The sequence below is a fragment of the Streptomyces parvulus genome (genome assembly GCF_014648855.1).
In the GTDB taxonomy this organism is placed as follows: Bacteria; Actinomycetota; Actinomycetes; order Streptomycetales; family Streptomycetaceae; genus Streptomyces; species Streptomyces parvulus.
On sequence record NZ_BMRX01000011.1, the window covers coordinates 97,695 to 114,300 of the forward strand.

11 protein-coding genes are annotated in these 16,606 nt (G+C 72.2%); 2 read left to right on the forward strand and 9 right to left on the reverse strand.

What is annotated here, in order from left to right; all coding sequences use genetic code 11:
- Positions 1 to 4 precede the first annotated feature (4 nt).
- The 5 genes from IE108_RS22690 to IE108_RS22710 are packed head-to-tail and all read right to left on the reverse strand — an operon-like array spanning position 5 to position 8,522.
- Positions 5 to 1,399 carry a GDSL-type esterase/lipase family protein gene (locus IE108_RS22690; protein WP_064730324.1) on the reverse strand — a complete coding sequence of 465 codons (1,395 nt, stop codon included), beginning with the start codon at positions 1,397 to 1,399 and terminating at the stop codon, positions 5 to 7.
- Positions 1,400 to 1,411: 12 nt separating this feature from the next.
- Positions 1,412 to 3,505: a glycosyltransferase family 4 protein gene (locus tag IE108_RS22695; RefSeq protein WP_064730323.1), complete on the reverse strand. Its 2,094-nt coding sequence runs from the start codon at positions 3,503 to 3,505 to the stop codon at positions 1,412 to 1,414.
- A complete protein-coding gene (locus IE108_RS22700) occupies positions 3,502 to 5,262 on the reverse strand; it encodes a stealth family protein (protein ID WP_064730322.1) in 1,761 nt (586 codons plus the stop codon). The genes IE108_RS22695 and IE108_RS22700 overlap by 4 nt, the downstream gene beginning before the upstream one ends.
- A complete protein-coding gene (locus IE108_RS22705; RefSeq protein ID WP_064730321.1) occupies positions 5,259 to 6,881 on the reverse strand; it encodes a sugar phosphotransferase in 1,623 nt (540 codons plus the stop codon). Before IE108_RS22705 ends, IE108_RS22700 begins: the two co-directional genes overlap by 4 nt.
- A gap of 15 nt (positions 6,882 to 6,896) precedes the next feature.
- Positions 6,897 to 8,522, reverse strand: coding sequence for a stealth family protein (locus IE108_RS22710; protein ID WP_064730320.1), 1,626 nt, complete (start codon positions 8,520 to 8,522; stop codon positions 6,897 to 6,899).
- A gap of 433 nt (positions 8,523 to 8,955) precedes the next feature.
- Here IE108_RS22710 and IE108_RS22715 point away from each other — a divergent pair, with 433 nt between their 5' ends.
- Positions 8,956 to 10,056, forward strand: a complete 1,101-nt coding sequence (locus IE108_RS22715) for an LCP family protein (RefSeq protein ID WP_064730319.1) — start codon at positions 8,956 to 8,958, stop codon at positions 10,054 to 10,056.
- Between the two features lie 39 nt (positions 10,057 to 10,095).
- Here the strand turns inward: IE108_RS22715 and IE108_RS22720 are convergent, their stop codons facing one another.
- Positions 10,096 to 11,211: a PLL family lectin gene (locus IE108_RS22720; protein ID WP_064730318.1), complete on the reverse strand. Its 1,116-nt coding sequence runs from the start codon at positions 11,209 to 11,211 to the stop codon at positions 10,096 to 10,098.
- 159 nt (positions 11,212 to 11,370) lie between these two features.
- Entirely contained in the window at positions 11,371 to 12,393 is a 1,023-nt protein-coding gene (locus IE108_RS22725; protein ID WP_064730317.1) for a DUF8189 domain-containing protein, read from the reverse strand.
- 107 nt (positions 12,394 to 12,500) lie between these two features.
- On the opposite strand from IE108_RS22725, the gene IE108_RS22730 reads away from it, so the two are divergent.
- Positions 12,501 to 12,923, forward strand: a complete 423-nt coding sequence (locus tag IE108_RS22730) for a PIN domain-containing protein (protein WP_064732008.1) — start codon at positions 12,501 to 12,503, stop codon at positions 12,921 to 12,923.
- 61 nt (positions 12,924 to 12,984) lie between these two features.
- Here IE108_RS22730 and IE108_RS22735 read toward each other — a convergent pair whose 3' ends face one another.
- Together IE108_RS22735 and dxs are read right to left on the reverse strand one after the other, a co-directional pair.
- Positions 12,985 to 14,490 carry an amino acid permease gene (locus IE108_RS22735; RefSeq protein ID WP_064730316.1) on the reverse strand — a complete coding sequence of 502 codons (1,506 nt, stop codon included), beginning with the start codon at positions 14,488 to 14,490 and terminating at the stop codon, positions 12,985 to 12,987.
- A 151-nt stretch (positions 14,491 to 14,641) separates the two neighbouring features.
- Positions 14,642 to 16,570, reverse strand: coding sequence for a 1-deoxy-D-xylulose-5-phosphate synthase (gene dxs, locus IE108_RS22740; RefSeq protein ID WP_064730315.1), 1,929 nt, complete (start codon positions 16,568 to 16,570; stop codon positions 14,642 to 14,644).
- Between the last annotated feature and the right edge of the window lie 36 nt (positions 16,571 to 16,606).

The following is a 16,606-nucleotide window of genomic DNA, read 5'->3' on the forward strand; positions in this document are numbered from 1 at the left end:
CCGGCTACCAGTCGCCGGTGAAGGGCCGGTGCTCGCAGACGTCCCCGCACGCGTGCCGCGACGCGCCGAAGGACCGGATGGGGCTCGTCTCGGGAATTCCGACGACCGTGAAGGTGGCGGAGGCCGGCGCCGACTCGGTCGCCCCGAACAGGGCGATCACCTCCACCGTGTGGGTCCCGGGGCGCCAGGAGTGTGCGTGGCTGAACGCCCACTCCCCGTTCTCGTTGACCCCGGTCGCCCCGACGAGGAGCCCCCGCTCCAGCAGAACGACCTTCGTGGCGCCCGGCCGGACCTTCCCGGAGAAGCGCGGTCGCGGTCCGGAGAACGCCCCCTCGGCGGGGGTCGACACGACGGGCGGTGACACCTCCGTCAGTACGGTGAAGCGGTGCTCCAGCACCGGCGAGCAGCCGTCCCCGCGCAGTCCGACGCACTGGACGGCGTGCTCCCCCGCCTCCCAGTTCACCGGACGGCGCCACGTCCACTGCCCGGCGCCGCCGACGTGGGTGCCTCCGGCGTACCGGCCGTGCTCGAAGAACAGCACGTAGTCGGTGCCGGGCGGGGCGGTACCGGAGAACTTCACCATGGGCCCGGCGAGCGTGCCGGCCGCCGGCTTGGACACGCTGGGCGGCTCTCCCACGGGCTGCGCGTACTGGAGCGCCGACTCGGGCGACTGGATGGTGAACTCGGTGGAGGGCGGCGGCATGGTGGGGGGTGTCATGAGCGCCGCGACGTCGACGTCCGCCTTGTCGAGGACGCCGAGGTGGCACAGTCCGGCGACCACGACGCGGGCGACCTCGTAGGCACCGGTGTGGTTCAGGTGCGTCGAGTCGATGACTCCGTCGGGATGCAGAGGGTGTTCCCCGGCGTCGGTCCAGCAGAAGTACTGGCGCAGTCGCGTCGGGCCCAGCTCGGACCAGAGTTCCATGGTCCGGCTCGTCAGGTCGATCACCGGGGCGCCGAGTTCCCCGGCGACGTCCAGCATGGCCCGGGGGTACGGGCCGAGGGTGTCGATCACCTCGCCGCCGCTGGAGAAGGCGTGGCGCGCGCACGGGGTCACCAGGACCGGCACGCCTCCCTCGGCGTGCACGTACCGTGCGAACAGCCGCAGGAACTCCTGGTATTCGGCCACCGGAACGTACCGCGTGCCGTTGTGGATCATGTGGTCCACACGGCCGAACCCGATGAGGACGATGTCGCCGCGTCTCATCCGGTTGAGCATCGCCGGGAAGCGCTCGGTGAAGTACTTGCGGGTGGTCATGGCGCTTCGGGCGTAGTTGGCCACGGTGACGGGGCCCACCAGAAGGTCCTCGATCTTCTGGCCCCATCCCGCCATGGGGGCCTCTTGTTCCGTCCGCGGGGCGGGCACGGAGTCGCCGAGGACGAAGATGGTGCGGTTCATTGGCTTCCGTTCCTAGCGGTCCACGACGTTCATGGCCATGGCTCCCGAGGCCGAGCAGTAGGGCCTGACCCACACGGGCCGGACCGGGTGGATCACCGCGTACGGCGAGGCGGCGTCACCGACGAGCGCCAGCGCCGGGTACGCGAAGGCGCCCTTGACGTCCGGGAAGTCCTCCAGCAAGTGGCAGACGCGTATCTTGCGGCGGTCCGACGGGTCGGGCTGCAGCCACCAGTCCCAGTCCTCCCAGCGCTCCAGCCGCTCGTCCACGACCCGGCGCACCGGCACCTCGGCGCGGAACCCCTGCCGACCCAGGGCCTGTACGGGCACGGTGAGGTTCCTGCCGTGCCGGCCGCGGCGGCTGACGACGAACAGGGCCCCCGGTTCGATCCGGCGGCCTCCGCACAGCACGCCCCGCACCGTGATGGCGCCGCCCTCGATGTCGACTCCCGTGCACTCGGCGTGGTCATCGCGGACCACGGTGCGCAGCATGAGCCGTCCGTTGGAGTGGGCGTAGGGCAGGTTCCACGCGACCGGGCCGGCCGGCGGGCGGCCGACGAGGTCGGCCCGCGCGTCGATGAGCGCGCGCGTGTCGCGGATGCCCGCCTTCATGTGCACGGGCTTGGACTTGGCGGTCAGCATGGTCACCTGCCACCGCCCGTCTCCGAGTTCGTCCAGTGCCGAGGGGCCGAGCGCCGCGGTGTAGCGGGTGCCGCCGTTGTCGAGGTGGGTGCGCGAGGTCCGGACGGGCAGGTCGGGGCGCCGCTTGCCGTCGGACGACTTGTGGCGCAGCACGAACTGCCAGCGGTGGCGGCCCTCTCCCGGCCCCTCGGCGCTGAACCGCAGCCAGCCGGCGCCGTCGGTGGTGACGTCCACGGTGGCCCCGCCGATGGCCGTCGGCGGGACCGTCGCCTGGACCACCGCGCGGCGTGCCCCGGCCGGGGCACGGTAGCCGCGCACGGCGGCGGCCCGGCGGCGGGCGGCGTCCTCGAAGAGGTTCAGGTAGCGGTCCGCGACGGCCGCCGGGTCGTAGCGGGCGGCGTTGCGCAGCGCGGCCTCGCCCATGTCGCGGCGCAGGATCTCGTCGGCCATGAGGCGGCGCAGGCCGAGTGCGATCCCCTCCACCTCGCCGTTGGGCACCAGGAAGCCGTCCTCGCCGTGGCGGAGGATCTCGCGAGGCCCGACCGGGCAGTCGGTGGCGACCACGGGCAGGCCGCAGCGCATCGCCTCCACCAGGGTCATGCCGAACGACTCGGCGCTGGAGGTGACGGCCGCGATCGATCCCTTGGCCCACTCGGACTCGATCGGTGAGAAGCCGCCCATGAGCAGCGCCCTTCCGGCCAGGCCGAGTTCGGTGACGAGCGCCCGGAGCTTCGCCGCCTCACCGCCGTCGCCGTAGATGCGCAGCTGCCAGTCGGGGAACTCCTCGGCCAGGCTGCCGAAGGCACGGATCAGCAGGTCGTAGCGCTTGACGTGGTGCATGCGGCCGGCGCTCACCACGATCTTGCGCGTGCAGTCGGAGGGCTGTACGGCCGGTCGCGGCACACTGTTGGGGATACCGACCACGGGGATGCCCGGTATCGGGGTGTTCTCCGTGAAGGAGCGGGCGTCGGCCTCCGTCACCGTCGTGATCGCGTCCAGCCTCGGATAGACACGCGCCATCTCGGCCCGCACGGCCGGCGGGATGGCGAGGTGCGTCATGTGCTCCTGTGCCACGCGCAGCGCGGTCTCGCGGGTGTGGGCGGCGACGAAGAGGTTGAGGCTCGGGCGGGTGCCTACGACCACGTCGGCACCGGTCCTGCGCAGCTCACGGATGATGCGCTCGTCGGTGAACCGGCTGTACTGCGCGTAGAACTCCTCCTGGCGCGGCACCACTTCGCTGGGTTCGTCCGCTCCCTGGGCGCTGCGGTCCGCCGAGCCCGGCCGCAGGTCGACGAGGGCACGGACCGTGATGCGCGGCGAGATCTCGAACTTGGTGGTGTTCGCCCGCCGGAAGACCGAGACGATCTCCACCTCGTGGTGGACCGAGAGGGCCTCGGCGAGGTTGATGACGGTTCGGTTGGTGCCGCCGATCCCGTAGATGTTGTTGATCAGGAAGGAGATCTTCACCGGGGATCGCGCTCCCGCCGCTCGAAGGGACTGGGCACTGGGTAGTAGGCCTCGAGGAAGGATCCGAGCATCGCCGTCTGGCGGTCGACGTCGTGGCCGTCGGACAGGGTGTCGTTGATGCAGAACGCCTGCCGGTCCCGGCGCGCGAGCAGGATGCCGAGTCTGCGCTGCACCTCCGGCCTGGCGAGGTCCAGGTAGGCGAACCGGATGTCGGACGGCACCGCCCGGCCGGTGAAGTAGGCGTAGTAGTGGTAGAGCGACGACGGGATGGAGATGTCGGTGGCACTGCGGAAGCGGCTGCGCGACGTCTGCCGGTGCACCTCTCGGTACTCGTCCTCGATCTCCTGGAGCACACTGCGGCGCAGGGCGTAGGGCGCGTGCCGGAGCTTCTGGACGATGACCGAGCCGAAGTTGTCGAGGAGCAGCCGCCGGTTGTTCTTTCCGGCGGCGTCGACGGGCCGGTCCACGGGGCTGGGGTCCCAGCGCGGCACCTGCGAGGGCGAGAAGAAGGTCCGGGTGACGCCGTTGGACAGGAAGAAGTCCTGCGGGGTGACGGGACGGCCGAGGAACATGTCGTCGTTGAGGTAGAGGAAGTGCTCGGAGAGGTCCTCGATGTGGTGCAGGCGGCTCTCGATGGCGTGGGAGTTGAAGGTGGGCAGCGCTTCCTGGTCGTCGAATATCTCGGAGTGGTCGACGACGGTCAGGCGCGGATGGCCGTCGTTGAGCCAGGCCGGCCGCTGCTGGTCCGTGACCAGGTAGACGTGGCGCACCCAGGGGGCGTTCTGCTCCAGGGCGCGCAGGGAGTAGCGGAGTTCGTCGCGGCTGATGTAGCGGGCCGCGTTCGCCGACTCGGTGTGGTAGCCGCCCCCGTAGGCGCCGCGGCGTCGCTGCCAGGCCGGGTCGTTGCCGTCGACCCAGGTGTAGACGACGTCGACGGGGAAGCGGACGTCCTCGGGCAGGGCGTCGGCGGCGGCCCGGACGGTGCGCACCGAGCGGGTCCGGCGGGTGTGCAGCGCGGCGAAGCCGGTGAGCCGGCTGACCGGCACGGTGACGCGGGCCTCGTGCAGGGACACGTCCTCCGTGACCCGGTTGGGGCGGGGCGCGGTGAGGCTTCCGGCGTCCGGCTGCCAGAACTCGATGTCGCAGCTGTACTCCAGCCCGAGCACCAGCGAGCCGCTGGGATCGCTCCACACCATGCCGACCTGGAGGACGGACGCCTGGCGCGCCAGTTGCCGGCCGCCGCGGGAACCGGCCAGCACCGCTCGGCCCACCGCCGTCTCCCCGCGGCAGGCCCGGAGGTAGACGGGGCTCTGTGCGGCCACGCGCTCCAGCGCCCCGGCCACCAGCCGGCGGTCGGAGGCGGCCACGGCGAGGCAGGAGCGGAAGTCGGAGTTGCCGCGGATCGCGAAGTAGTCGATGCCGGCCTCCTCCAGCGCGGTCACGACGAGTTCGAGGTTGGCCTCGCGCAGGCCGAGCGGCGAGACGGTGGGCCGGACCAGGGCGATCCGGTTCTCGTGCCCGGCCAGTGCGGCGAGCCGTTCGGTCTCGCGGAAGAGGTGGGGCCAGCGCCGGCGGGCCCGCACGCTCCGGAAGAGCCTGGACGCCAGGGAGAGCGCGCGCAGCCGGCGGAGAAGGTGCTTGACCACGGTGCGCAGCCGCAGGGGGACACGACGGGCGATGCGGCGTCTGAGCTGCGCGGGGACCAGGCTGCGGTAGGCACCGACCGCGACCGACGCCTCGGGGTTGCCTGTGCTCACGAGTGGATGTCCGGCTCTGTCGGGGTCTGCGGGCGGTGGTGCTCGAAGACGCTGGGGACGGGGAGGTACTGGTGCAGGAAGCGCAGGACGGCCTCGGTTCCGCCTCGGGCGCCCGGCTCCTCGGCGCCCAGGCCGAAGAACTGGAGCTGCTGCACGTCACGGCGGACGAGCAGCCGCTCCAGATGCGTGCCGAGGCCCGGCAGGCCCGCGTGCAGTGCCACCGAGGCCTCCCCGGACGGGTCGGCGAGGCCGCCGACGTAGCCGAAGTGGTGGACCACGCCGTCCATCGGGTGGGTCCCCGGCACGGCGGGCAGGGTCTGCTCGTCCACGAGAGGGAGCGGGTGCGCCCCCGCCTCGGCGAGCCGGGTCAGCGTCTCGGCGCGGTAGGGCTGGGGACCGGCGGCGTAGCCGTGGCCGGTGACCCGGCCGGTGACCGAGTAGGCGGCCCGCACCCACTCGGCGAACGACTCGGCCGCGTTCCAGGGGCCGCGTCGCGGGCGGGTCCCGCCGCCGGGGGTGAAGTAGTCGAAGGGGCGCACGGGGCGGCCGATCAGAGCGCCGGGGCGCAGCAGGAGGAAGTGTTCGGCGACGTCGGGCAGTTGGTCGAGCCGCCATTGCGCACCGTGCCCGGCACGGACCACGCTGAGCCGCTCGTCCGCCTTGAGCCAGGCCGGCGGTTCCGCCTCGGCGACGACGTGCACGACGTCGACCCACGGGGCGTACTGGTGCAGCGACCGCAGCCCGGCGCGCAGCAGTTCCTCCCCCCAGGGGCCCGGGTGCTGCCACAGGAGCACCGCGTCCACGGGGAACGAGATCTCCTCCAGCCGGACGATGTCGAAGTCCTCCAGCGTGATCGTCGGCTCCAGGTCGCCGTCGATGTCGCAGTAGCCGGACAGCCGGTCCAGGCCGATCTCGATGCCCGCCGCCTCGGCCGGCACCGCGCGCTGGACCCGGTTCGCGCGGGGGCCGATCAGCCGTTCGTGGGGCAGGTCGGTGTTGGCCGTCCAGAACTCGATCTCGATGCCCTGGTCCTCGCCGGTCCACAGCTGCTCGGTGGGGTCGGTGCGCAGCCAGGTCAGGCGGATCACCTTGGCCCTGCCGTAGTGCTTCCAGGCCTTCACGTGACTGCCCGGCGTCTCGCGGGTGTCGCCGGCGGCCGGGGAGACGGAGACGACGTAGCCGGTGTGGGCCTCCATCAGGGCCCGGAGCACCCGGCGCACGGTGCCCTTGTGCCGCTGCTCCACGGCGAGGCAGATCCGGCGGTCGTCCAGTGCGGGCACCGCGAACCAGGGCACCTCGGCGGCGTCGAGGGCCTGGCTCACCAGGTCGTGGTCCAGCCGCCGGGCCAGGTCGACGGTGAGTCCGGTGTGCACGTGACCGACCCTTCCGTCGGGGGCCTGCGTGCGGCGTTCGGAGTTGCCGAGTCCCGCGCGCCGGACCCGGCGCAGGGCCCTGCGGTGCAGACGGGCCTCGCGACGGCTCAGGGTGCGGACGAGGCCGCCCTTGACCTTGCGCCGCACGCCCGCGGGCAGGGTGCTCGCGGCCGCCGAGCGCACCGGCTGGGGAACGAACCGCTTGTAGACGTGAACCGCTGAGTTCAGCGACGTCGGATCGGGCACGTCACGAACTCCGTCTCATCGCTCGAAGGGGCTTGGGGTGGGGAAGTAGGAGGTGAGGAAGTCGTCCAGCAGCTCTTGCTGCGCTTCGATGTCCTCCGGGGTCGAAAAGGCGTCGTTGAGACAGAAGGTGTCCTGGTCGCGGCCGTCGAGCAGCCGTTGCAGCCGCTCGGCCAGATCGGGCACCGCGAGCTGGAGATAGGTGAAGGGCATGGACCCCGGCTGGGCCCGCCCGGTCAGCGCGGCGTAGTACAGCGCGAACGACGAGGTCGGCGACAGGTCGGTCATCGCGCGGAACCTGCTGGCCGAGGTGCGCGCCCACGCCTCCGAGAACTCCCGCTCGGCCTCCTCCATCGCCGAGCGGCGCAGGGCGTAGGGGATGTGCTCCATGGGCTGCGTGATCACTTTGCCGAAACGTTCACGCAGCAGCGCGCGGTTGTTCTTGCACGCCGCGTCCACCGGGGTGTCGGTCTCGGCGACCGCCCCCTGGGGGATGCGGTTGCGCGAGGGGAAGTACCGGGCCGTGCCGTTCGGGGTGAAGAAGGCGTGCGGCGCCACCGGGCGCCCCATGAACATGTCGTCGTTGAAGTACAGGAAGTGCTCGGCGAGGCCGTCGATGTGGTGGAGCTGGCTCTCGATCGAGTGCGAGTTGAAGGTCGGCAGGTCCGCCGGGTTGCGGAAGATCTCCCGGTGGGTGGCGACGCGGATGCCGAACAGGTCCTCGCGCATCCACTCCGGGACCTGGTCGTCGGTGACGACGTAGATGTTCCGGATCCAGGGCGCGAACATGTGGAGCGAGCGGATCGAGTAGCGAAGTTCGTCCCGGCTGATGAAGCGGGCGTCACTCGCCGACTCGGCGTGGTAGGCCTCGCCCTTCGCCCGGGCCTTGCGCCGCTGCCAGACGGGATCATTGCCGTCGACCCAGGTGTAGACGGCGTCCACGGCGAAGGCGATGTCGTCGGCGCAGTGCACCAGGAACTCGGGCCGGGTGGGCAGCGCGGGGGCGAGGTGCCGCGGCGTCCAGTCCGAGACGAAGCGGCTGAACAGCCGGGCGGCGCCCATGACGTTGGTACCGTCGGCGGCCACGGCCCAGGTCGCGCGGTTGGCCCGCGGAGCGACGAGATGGGTGCCGCTGCGCTGCCAGAACTCGACGGCACAGCCGTACTCGTGGCCGAGCAGGAGATGGCGGCCCGCGTCGGTGCGGTACCAGCTGACCTGGACCACCCGCGCGGAGGCGACCTCGCGCCAGGCCCTGGGGTCGCGCGAGGAGACCGGCTTGGCGGGCCGGGGTGCCTCCGGGTCGACGACGCTCAGGTGGCCCGGGTACTGGCCCAGCCCGCGGAACAACGCCTGGAGGGCGCGTTCCCGGTCCTCCTCGGCCACCCCGACGACCGTGCCGTGGTCGGCGGTGCCGCGCACGGCGAAGTGGGCGACGCCCGCCTGGTCGAGCAGGGTGACGAGCGCCGAGCGGTTGGCCTCACGGGCCGCCAGCGGGGTCAGTCCGGGTTCGACGTAGACGTCACCGTGCTCACTCGTCAGCGTCGTGGGTGCGGCCGCGGCGGGCCGCCTCGACCCGGCGGTGCCGTGCCGGGCGGCGCCCGGCGCGGCCAGTCGCGGGCCGCTGACGTCAGATACGGTCGTCACGCCACTGGCCTTCGAAGAACGACGCAGGCAGCAGCACAGCCACCCTCCCTCTCTCACTCCGGGCACACCGGAGTGAGCGCTGGTGGCCATGAGCCCTCGTGCCCCCCGGCTCGATGGACGACCACAAATCCGACGCCGGCCGATCGGCCGACGCGTTCACACCGCGAACTTGAACGTTCACAGGACCGGCACATCTTCACCAAGAGTCCTGATAACTGTCAACAGCAATCACATATGACGGAAAATACATGTCGCCCTGACATAGACCTGAACATCAGGGATCAGTCAGGTTGCCAGGGGTAACGTCCGAGGCGTCCGACAATCGGTCTATAGTTCGGAAACGCTCGGCGACCCCGCCGTGGCCGGGCCCGGCCTCTCCCCCCACTCGTGCCCTTCGTTCGTGTCGGTTGACGAGAGAGGACCGAGGTCCAAGATGACGCATGCTCCGACGCAGCCCAGCCCTCGCCGGTCCAGGCGTGCGCCCTCGGGCCGCCGGTCGGCCCGACCTCCCCGCAGGCGTCGCGTGTGGCGTTGGATCGCGCTGAGCCTGGTGCTGTTCGTGCTGGTCGCGGGAGGCGTCGGCTACTGGCTGTACAGCGACCTCAACGGCAACCTCAAGGGCGTCGACATCAACGAGGCGATCGGTGACGACCGGCCGGAGAAGCTGCCCACCTCGGGGCAGAACATCCTGGTCCTGGGCTCCGACTCGCGCTCCGGGGAGAACGCCGGACTGGGCACCGGCAAGGTCGCCGGGGCCCGTTCGGACACCGCTCTCGTGATGCACGTGCCTCAGGGCCGCACGGAGGCCGTCGCGGTGAGCATCCCCCGCGACACCCTGGTGACCCGGCCCGCGTGCACCGGCAAGGACGGCGCCGAGGTCGCCTCGGCGAAGCGCGTGATGTTCAACTCCATCTACTCGCAGGCCGGTCCGGCCTGCGTGGTCAAGACGGTGGAGCAGATGTCCGGGATCCGCATGGACCACTACGTGGAGATCGACTTCGCCGGCTTCAAGGACCTCGTGGACGCCATCGGCGGGGTCACCGTCACGGTCGAGGAGGACATCCACGACCCCTCCAGCGGCCTCGACCTGACCGCCGGCACGCACAAGCTGAACGGCACGGAGTCACTCGCCTTCGTCCGCACCAGGCACGGCGTCGGCGACGGCAGCGACCTCGGACGCATCGGGCTCCAGCAGCAGTTCATGCTCGCCCTGCTCAGTGAGATCAAGCGTCAGGACCTGCTGGGCAGCCCCACCAGGACGTACAAGATCGCCGACCAGCTCACCGCGGCCCTGACCACCGACTCGGAGCTGGCCTCCCTGACCGCGCTGGCCGAGTTCGGACGCAGCCTCAACGGCGTCGACCCGTCCTCGATGGAGACCGTCATGCTGCCCGTGGCCTACGACACCCAGGACCCCAACCGGGTCGTGGCGGCCCGGCCGCAGGCGGACCAGCTCTGGGAGGCGCTGCGCCGGGACGAGGAGATTCCCGCCGCGGCCAAGAAGTCCCCGGCCAAGGGCGGGTCCGCCTCCTGAACCGGGGACGGGCGACGCCCGCCCCCGCCGGGGCGGGCGTCAGACGCGCACCGCCGTGTCGAATGTCAGTCCCGGCCCCGCCGCCTGCCGGGCCACACGCAGGGCCCCGTCCGGTCCGACCAGCGCGAGGACGACCCTGCCGCAGCCGTCCAGGGCCAGCGCCGGTGCGCCCGTGCTCCGCTCCCCGACCGGCGCCCACCAGAGGCCGGCCCCCTCGTTCTCGGTGCCGCACACGGCGAACATGACGTGACCGTCGAGCCCGCGGTGGGCGAGCACCGTGCAGTCGTACCCGTCCAGCGCCGCGCGCAGCACCGCGACCCGGTCGGCCGTGGCCGCGCCGAGGGGGATCACCCAGCCGCCGACGCGGTGGGCGACGAGCTGACCGCTCTCCTCGTCCGTCCAGTAGTACGTCGGCCGGTCCGGCGCCGTCTCCAGCAGCGCGGCGGTGCCGGGGGCCACCCGCAGCGCGATGTTCGCCTCGCGGGCAAAGTCCCCGTCGGCCTCCGACTGCCGCCAGCGCAGGGCGTGCTGCGTGTTGCCGGCGAGGACCTCGATGCGCCCGGAGGCGAGCGCGGCCGCGACGAAACCGTCCCGCACACCGCTGCCCTTGAGGTCCTGCCAGGGTTCCCATCTGCCGCTGGGAGCCTCGCGGCGGAGCATCAGTCCGCCACCGGCGTTGCGCACGAGGACGTGGACCCGGCCGGTCGCGCTCACCGCCGCCACCGGCGCGCCGAAGCGCGCGGCCTTCTCCGGCTCCTTGTGGGGGTTGCCCAACGACCGCCACTCCGTGACCGGACGACCGGTCTGGTACTGGATGGCGTGCACGACGTCCACCGTGACCGGCCCGCCGGCCCCGCGGGCCCGCCGCCCCAGGAAGTGCACGTAGGTGTCGGCGCCCTGTACGACCGAGAGGTGGGTCAGGTCCGGCACCGGAACGAGCTGCGGGTCGGACCAGTGCGGCCCGCCGGGCCTGGTCTCCGTCCAGCGCAGCAGCCCGGCGCGGGTGCGGGCGTAGGCGGTGAGCCTGCCGTCCTTGCCGAGGACGAGCCACCGGCCGTCGAGCGCGGCGTCCGCGGTGGGCGCCCCGGCCTCGGGGGCGGCTCTCCGGTCGGCCGGTCTTTCGCGGGCCGCGCCGCGCCCCGTTCTGGTCCCCATGACGAAACCTGCCCCCTCCCGCCGCGGAAGCGGCCGACCTGGCATCCCTCCCCAGGTCTGTCCTGCGCGGAGGCTGAGCGCGGACCATCATAGATCGAACGTTCGACGAACATGATGTGACGGCCTTGTGTACGGCTCTCCCGGAGCGCCGGGACGCGCTCAGACCTCCCGCCAAGCCCCCAGCGCCAGCCCCGCCTCGTCCTTCCGCCTGGTGATCCGGAGTTGCCCGGTGGACGGGGAGAGCGTCGCGGCGACCAGGCGGCCGTCGGCGTCCAGGGCCAGGGAGACCGTCGCGTCGTTGGGCAGGGCCGGGCCCGACTCCGTCCAGGCGGCGCCCATCTCCTCCAGTTCCGAGGGGTAGGCGGCGAAGGCGACCCGGCCGCCCGCCGAGGAGCGCTGGGCGACCACCGTGCAGTCGTGGCCGTCTATGACGCAGCGGACCGCCGAGACCGGGCCGGGTCCGGCGGCGGGCATCAGGGGGAGCGGCTTGCCGCCGGGGCGCCACGCGCACAGTTCGCCGGTGCCGTCGTCGGTGTACAGGACGGTGGTGCGCTCGCCGGAGGTCGCGAGGGCGCGCAGCGTGCCGGGGCGGACCGCCGCGTCGACGCGCTCCCCGAGCACCGGCCGCTCCCCCGGCTTCTCCTGGCGCCAGTGCTGGATGCCGTCGGGGACGGGCGCGTACACCTCGACCAGCCCGGACTCGGCCGTCACCGCCGCGGGCGCCTCCTGGACGCCGCGGCCCTTCAGGTCGCGCCAGGGATCCCAGCCGCCCTTCTCCTTCTGCGCCACCATGCTCATGCCGCCGCCCCCGTTGCGGACGAAGACGTGGGCGCGCCCCTGCGCGTCGACCGCGACCGCCGGTGTCCCGGTGCGGTCGCCCTGCTTGTTGGGGTGGCCGGCCGGTTCCCAGTCCAGGGGGGCGAGCAGCGGCCGGAAGTGCGTGGTGTGCACGAGCCCCGCGCGGTCGGCGCCGGTGGGCCGCCAGGCGACCAGGTGGGCGTAGCCGTTGGCGCCCCGGGCCGCCGCGAGACCGGGACGCAGTTTCTGGTCGCCGCCGAGCCGGCGCGGGGCCTCCCAGTCGCCCGCGGGCGTGCGCTCGGCGCGCCACAGCGCGGCGTCGCCGGTCGGGAGGTACACGCTGAGGCGGCCGTCGCGGCCGAGGAGAAGCCAGTCGCCATTCACCGCATCACTGTAAGCGGGGGCACCGGCTCCGTGTCGATCGGGTGCCGGCCGGGGCACCGGGCGCGTGCGACGCTGACCGCATGGACGACACCGACGACACCGGCGACATGGAAGACACGGGCGGTCCGAAGGGCACGGACGAGTCCCGCGACGTCGACGGCGCGGCACCCCCGCTCGTGATCGTCGACGCCGCGAACGTCGTCGGCTCGGTGCCCGACGGCTGGTGGCGGGACCGGCGCGGGGCCGTCGAGCGGCTGCGGGACCGGCTGGCGGCGGAAGGGGTGCCGGGGCGGACGGGGCCGGTGGAGGTCGTGCTGGTGGTCGAGGGCGCGGCGCGCGGTGTGGAGTCCGTGCCGGGCGTACGGGTGGAGTCGGCACCGGGCAGCGGGGACGACCACATGGTGGAGCTGGTCGCGGGGGCCGCCCGCGACCGCCCGATCCTGGTCGTGACGGCCGACCGCGAGCTGCGCCGCCGGGTGACGGAGCTGGGCGCGGAGGTGGCGGGGCCGCGGGCCGTACGTCCGCGGTGACGGCGGCGACGAACCGCGGGCCCGGAGGCGTCCTCCGGGCCCGTGCGTGGGACGCGTACGGCTACTGGCCGCCGGGGCCGGCGGGGGTGTCCTCCCCGCGGGCCAGCCGGCTGTGGGTGCGGCTGTAGAGGAAGTACACGACGACGCCGATGGCCATCCAGATGCCGAACCGGACCCAGGTCTCGGCCGGCAGGTTCAGCATCAGCCAGAGCGAGGCGGCCACCGACACGATCGGCAACGCGGGCACCAGCGGGGTGCGGAAGGCGCGCGGCAGGTCCGGACGGGTCCGGCGCAGGATGACCACGCTGATCGCGACGACGACGAACGCGAACAGCGTGCCGATGTTCACCAGCTCGGCCAGCTCGCTCAGGCTGGTGAAGCCGGCGACGATCGCGATGATCACGCCGAGCAGGATGGTCGGCCGGTACGGGGTCCGGAACTTCGGGTGGACGCGGGAGAAGAAGCGCGGGAGCAGTCCGTCGCGGCTCATCGCGAAGAAGACCCGGGTCTGCCCGAGCAGCAGGATCATGCACACCGTGGTCAGGCCGACGGCGGCGCCGAAGCTGATCACGCCGGCGAAGAAGGGGTGGCCGGTGGACTTGAAGGCGTCGGCGAGCGGGGCGTCGACGGACAGCTCGCTGTAGTGCTGCATGCCGGTGACGACGATCGAGACGGCGACGTACAGGGCGGTGCAGATGAACAGGGAGCCGAGGATGCCGCGGGGCATGTCGCGCTGCGGGTTGCGGGTCTCCTCGGCGGCGGTGGCGACGATGTCGAAGCCGATGAAGGCGAAGAAGACGACCGAGGCCGCGGTGAAGATGCCCATGACGCCGAAGTTCGCCGGGGCCCAGCCGAACATCAGCTGGATCAGTGGCGAGTCGAGCCCCGCCCCGGCCTCCACCGGCTGCGACTTCGGGACGAAGGGGTCGTAGTTGGAACCCTTGATGAAGAAGGCGCCCGCGATGATCACGATGAGGACGACGGCCACCTTGATGGCGACCACGAGCGAGGTGATCCGCGCCGAGAGCTTCATGCCGAGGACGAGGATGCCGGTGAGGACCAGCACCAGGGCGGCGGCCAGGATGTCGAAGCCGAAGCCTTCGGCCCCGTCCCGGCCGCTCAGGGCCTCCGGGAAGGTCACCCCGGCGTTGTCGAAGAACGAACGGATGTACCCCGACCAGCCGACGGCCACCACCGCCGTGCCGAGCGCGAACTCCAGGACCAGGTCCCAGCCGATGATCCAGGCCGGCAGTTCGCCCAGCGAGGCGTAGGAGAAGGTGTAGGCGGAACCCGCCACCGGGACGGTGGAGGCGAACTCGGCGTAGCAGAGCGCGGCGAGTCCGCACACCACACCGGCGACCACGAAGGCCAGGGCCACGGAGGGCCCGGCGTTGTTCTTGGCGACCGTGCCGGTGAGTACGAAGATGCCGGTGCCGATGATGACACCGACGCCGAAGACGGTCAGGTCGAGCGCGGACAGGGATTTCTTGAGCGCGTGCTCCGGTTCCTCCGTGTCCCGGATCGACTGCTCGATCTTCTTGGTCCTGAAGAGACTGCTGTTGCTCACGCGTACCTCCGACGCTTGTCGTCCCCGACATGATCGAGAGGGGGGCGTACTGCGTATGCCCCGGCGTGAGCCGATTCACGCGGATGGGCCGGTTTCACCACCGCAACGAGTGGATAGACCGGCCCATCGGCGCAACAGCACTGGCGTCCCGTCAGTCGCGGGCCGCCTCCACGGCGTCCGCACCGGCGTCCGCGCGGTCGTAGCGGCCGTCGAGCTTGGCGACCAGACCGGTGACCTGGCGGGCGATGTCGGGCGCGGTGAGCCCGATCTCGGCCAGGACCTCGGCGCGGGAGGCGTGGTCGAGGAAGCGCGGCGGGATGCCGAAGTCGCGCAGCGGCACGTCGACGCCGGCGTCGCGCAGCGCCTGGGCGACGGCGGAGCCGACACCGCCGACGCGGGAGTTGTCCTCGACGGTGACGACGACGCGGTGCCGCTCGGCGAGCGGGGCCATGGCCTCGTCGACGGGCTTGACCCAGCGCGGGTCGACCACGGTGGTGGAGATGCCCTGCTTGTCCAGCAGGCCGGCCACCTCCAGGCACATCGGCGCGAGGGCGCCGACCGAGACCAGGAGCACGTCGGGGGTGTCGGTGCCCGGGGCGCGCAGCACGTCCATGCCGCCGACGCGGCCGACGGCGGGTACGGCGGGGCCGACGGCGCCCTTGGAGAAGCGGACCACGGTCGGCGCGTCGTCCACCGCGACGGCCTCGCGCAGCTGGGCGCGGACCTGGTCGGCGTCGCGCGGGGCGGCGAGGCGCAGGCCCGGGACGACCTGGAGGATCGACATGTCCCACATGCCGTTGTGGGAGGCGCCGTCGGTGCCGGTGACGCCGGCGCGGTCCAGCACGAAGGTCACGCCGCACTTGTGCAGGGCCACGTCCATCAGCACCTGGTCGAAGGCGCGGTTGAGGAAGGTGGCGTACACCGCGAAGACCGGGTGCACCCCGCCGTGGGCGAGGCCGGCGGCGGAGACCGCGCCGTGCTGCTCGGCGATGCCGACGTCGTAGACCCGGTCCGGGAAGGCCTTGGCGAACTTGTCGAGGCCGACCGGCTGGAGCATGGCGGCCGTGATGGCGACCACGTCCTCGCGCTCCTCGCCGATCTTCACCATCTCCTCGCCGAAGACGCTGGTCCAGTCGGCGCCGGAGGTGGAGATGGGCAGGCCGGTGTCGGGGTGGATCTTGCCGACGGCGTGGAAGCGGTCCGCCTCGTCCTGGAGGGCGGGCTGGTAGCCGCGGCCCTTCTCGGTGAGGCAGTGCACGATGACCGGGCCGCCGAAGCGCTTGGCCCGGGTGAGGGCGGACTCCAGGGCCTCCAGGTCGTGGCCGTCGATCGGGCCGACGTACTTCAGGCCGAGGTCCTCGAACATGCCCTGCGGGGCGATGAAGTCCTTCAGGCCCTTCTTGGCGCCGTGCAGGGTGTCGTAGAGCGGGCGGCCGACGACCGGGGTGCGCTCCAGGACCTCCTTGGTGCGGGCCAGGAAGCGCTCGTAGCCGTCGGTGGTGCGCAGGGTCGCCAGGTGATTGGCGAGGCCGCCGATGGTGGGCGCGTAGGAGCGCTCGTTGTCGTTGACGACGATGACCAGCGGGCGGTCCTTGGCGGCGGCGATGTTGTTCAGCGCCTCCCAGGCCATGCCGCCGGTGAGGGCGCCGTCGCCGATGACGGCGACGACGTGGTCGTCGCGGTCGAGGACCTGGTTGGCCTTGGCGATGCCGTCGGCCCAGCCGAGCACCGTGGAGGCGTGGCTGTTCTCGATGACGTCGTGGTCGGACTCGGCCTGCGAGGGGTAGCCGGAGAGGCCGCCCTTCATCTTCAGCTTCGAGAAGTCCTGGCGTCCGGTGAGCAGCTTGTGCACGTAGGACTGGTGTCCGGTGTCCCAGAGCACCTTGTCCTTCGGCGAGTCGAAGACGCGGTGCAGGGCGAGGGTGAGTTCCACCACCCCGAGGTTGGGGCCCAGGTGGCCGCCGGTCTTGGACACGGCGTCGACCAGGAAGGTGCGGATCTCCTCTGCCAGGCCGCCCAGCTCCTCCAGGCTGAGCCGGTCCAGATCGCGCGGTCCCGTGATGCGGGTCAGCAGCGGCACCCGTGCCTCCTTGCAGTAGAGCTGTTGCCGGGCCTG

Coding starts and splice junctions, on each gene's coding strand:
- IE108_RS22715 (WP_064730319.1), top strand. CDS start 8,956: ATGACGCATGCTCCGACGCAGCCCAGCCCTCGCCGGTCCAGGCGTGCG.
- IE108_RS22690 (WP_064730324.1), bottom strand. CDS start 1,399: ATGAACCGCACCATCTTCGTCCTCGGCGACTCCGTGCCCGCCCCGCGG.
- IE108_RS22720 (WP_064730318.1), bottom strand. CDS start 11,211: ATGGGGACCAGAACGGGGCGCGGCGCGGCCCGCGAAAGACCGGCCGAC.
- IE108_RS22730 (WP_064732008.1), top strand. CDS start 12,501: ATGGAAGACACGGGCGGTCCGAAGGGCACGGACGAGTCCCGCGACGTC.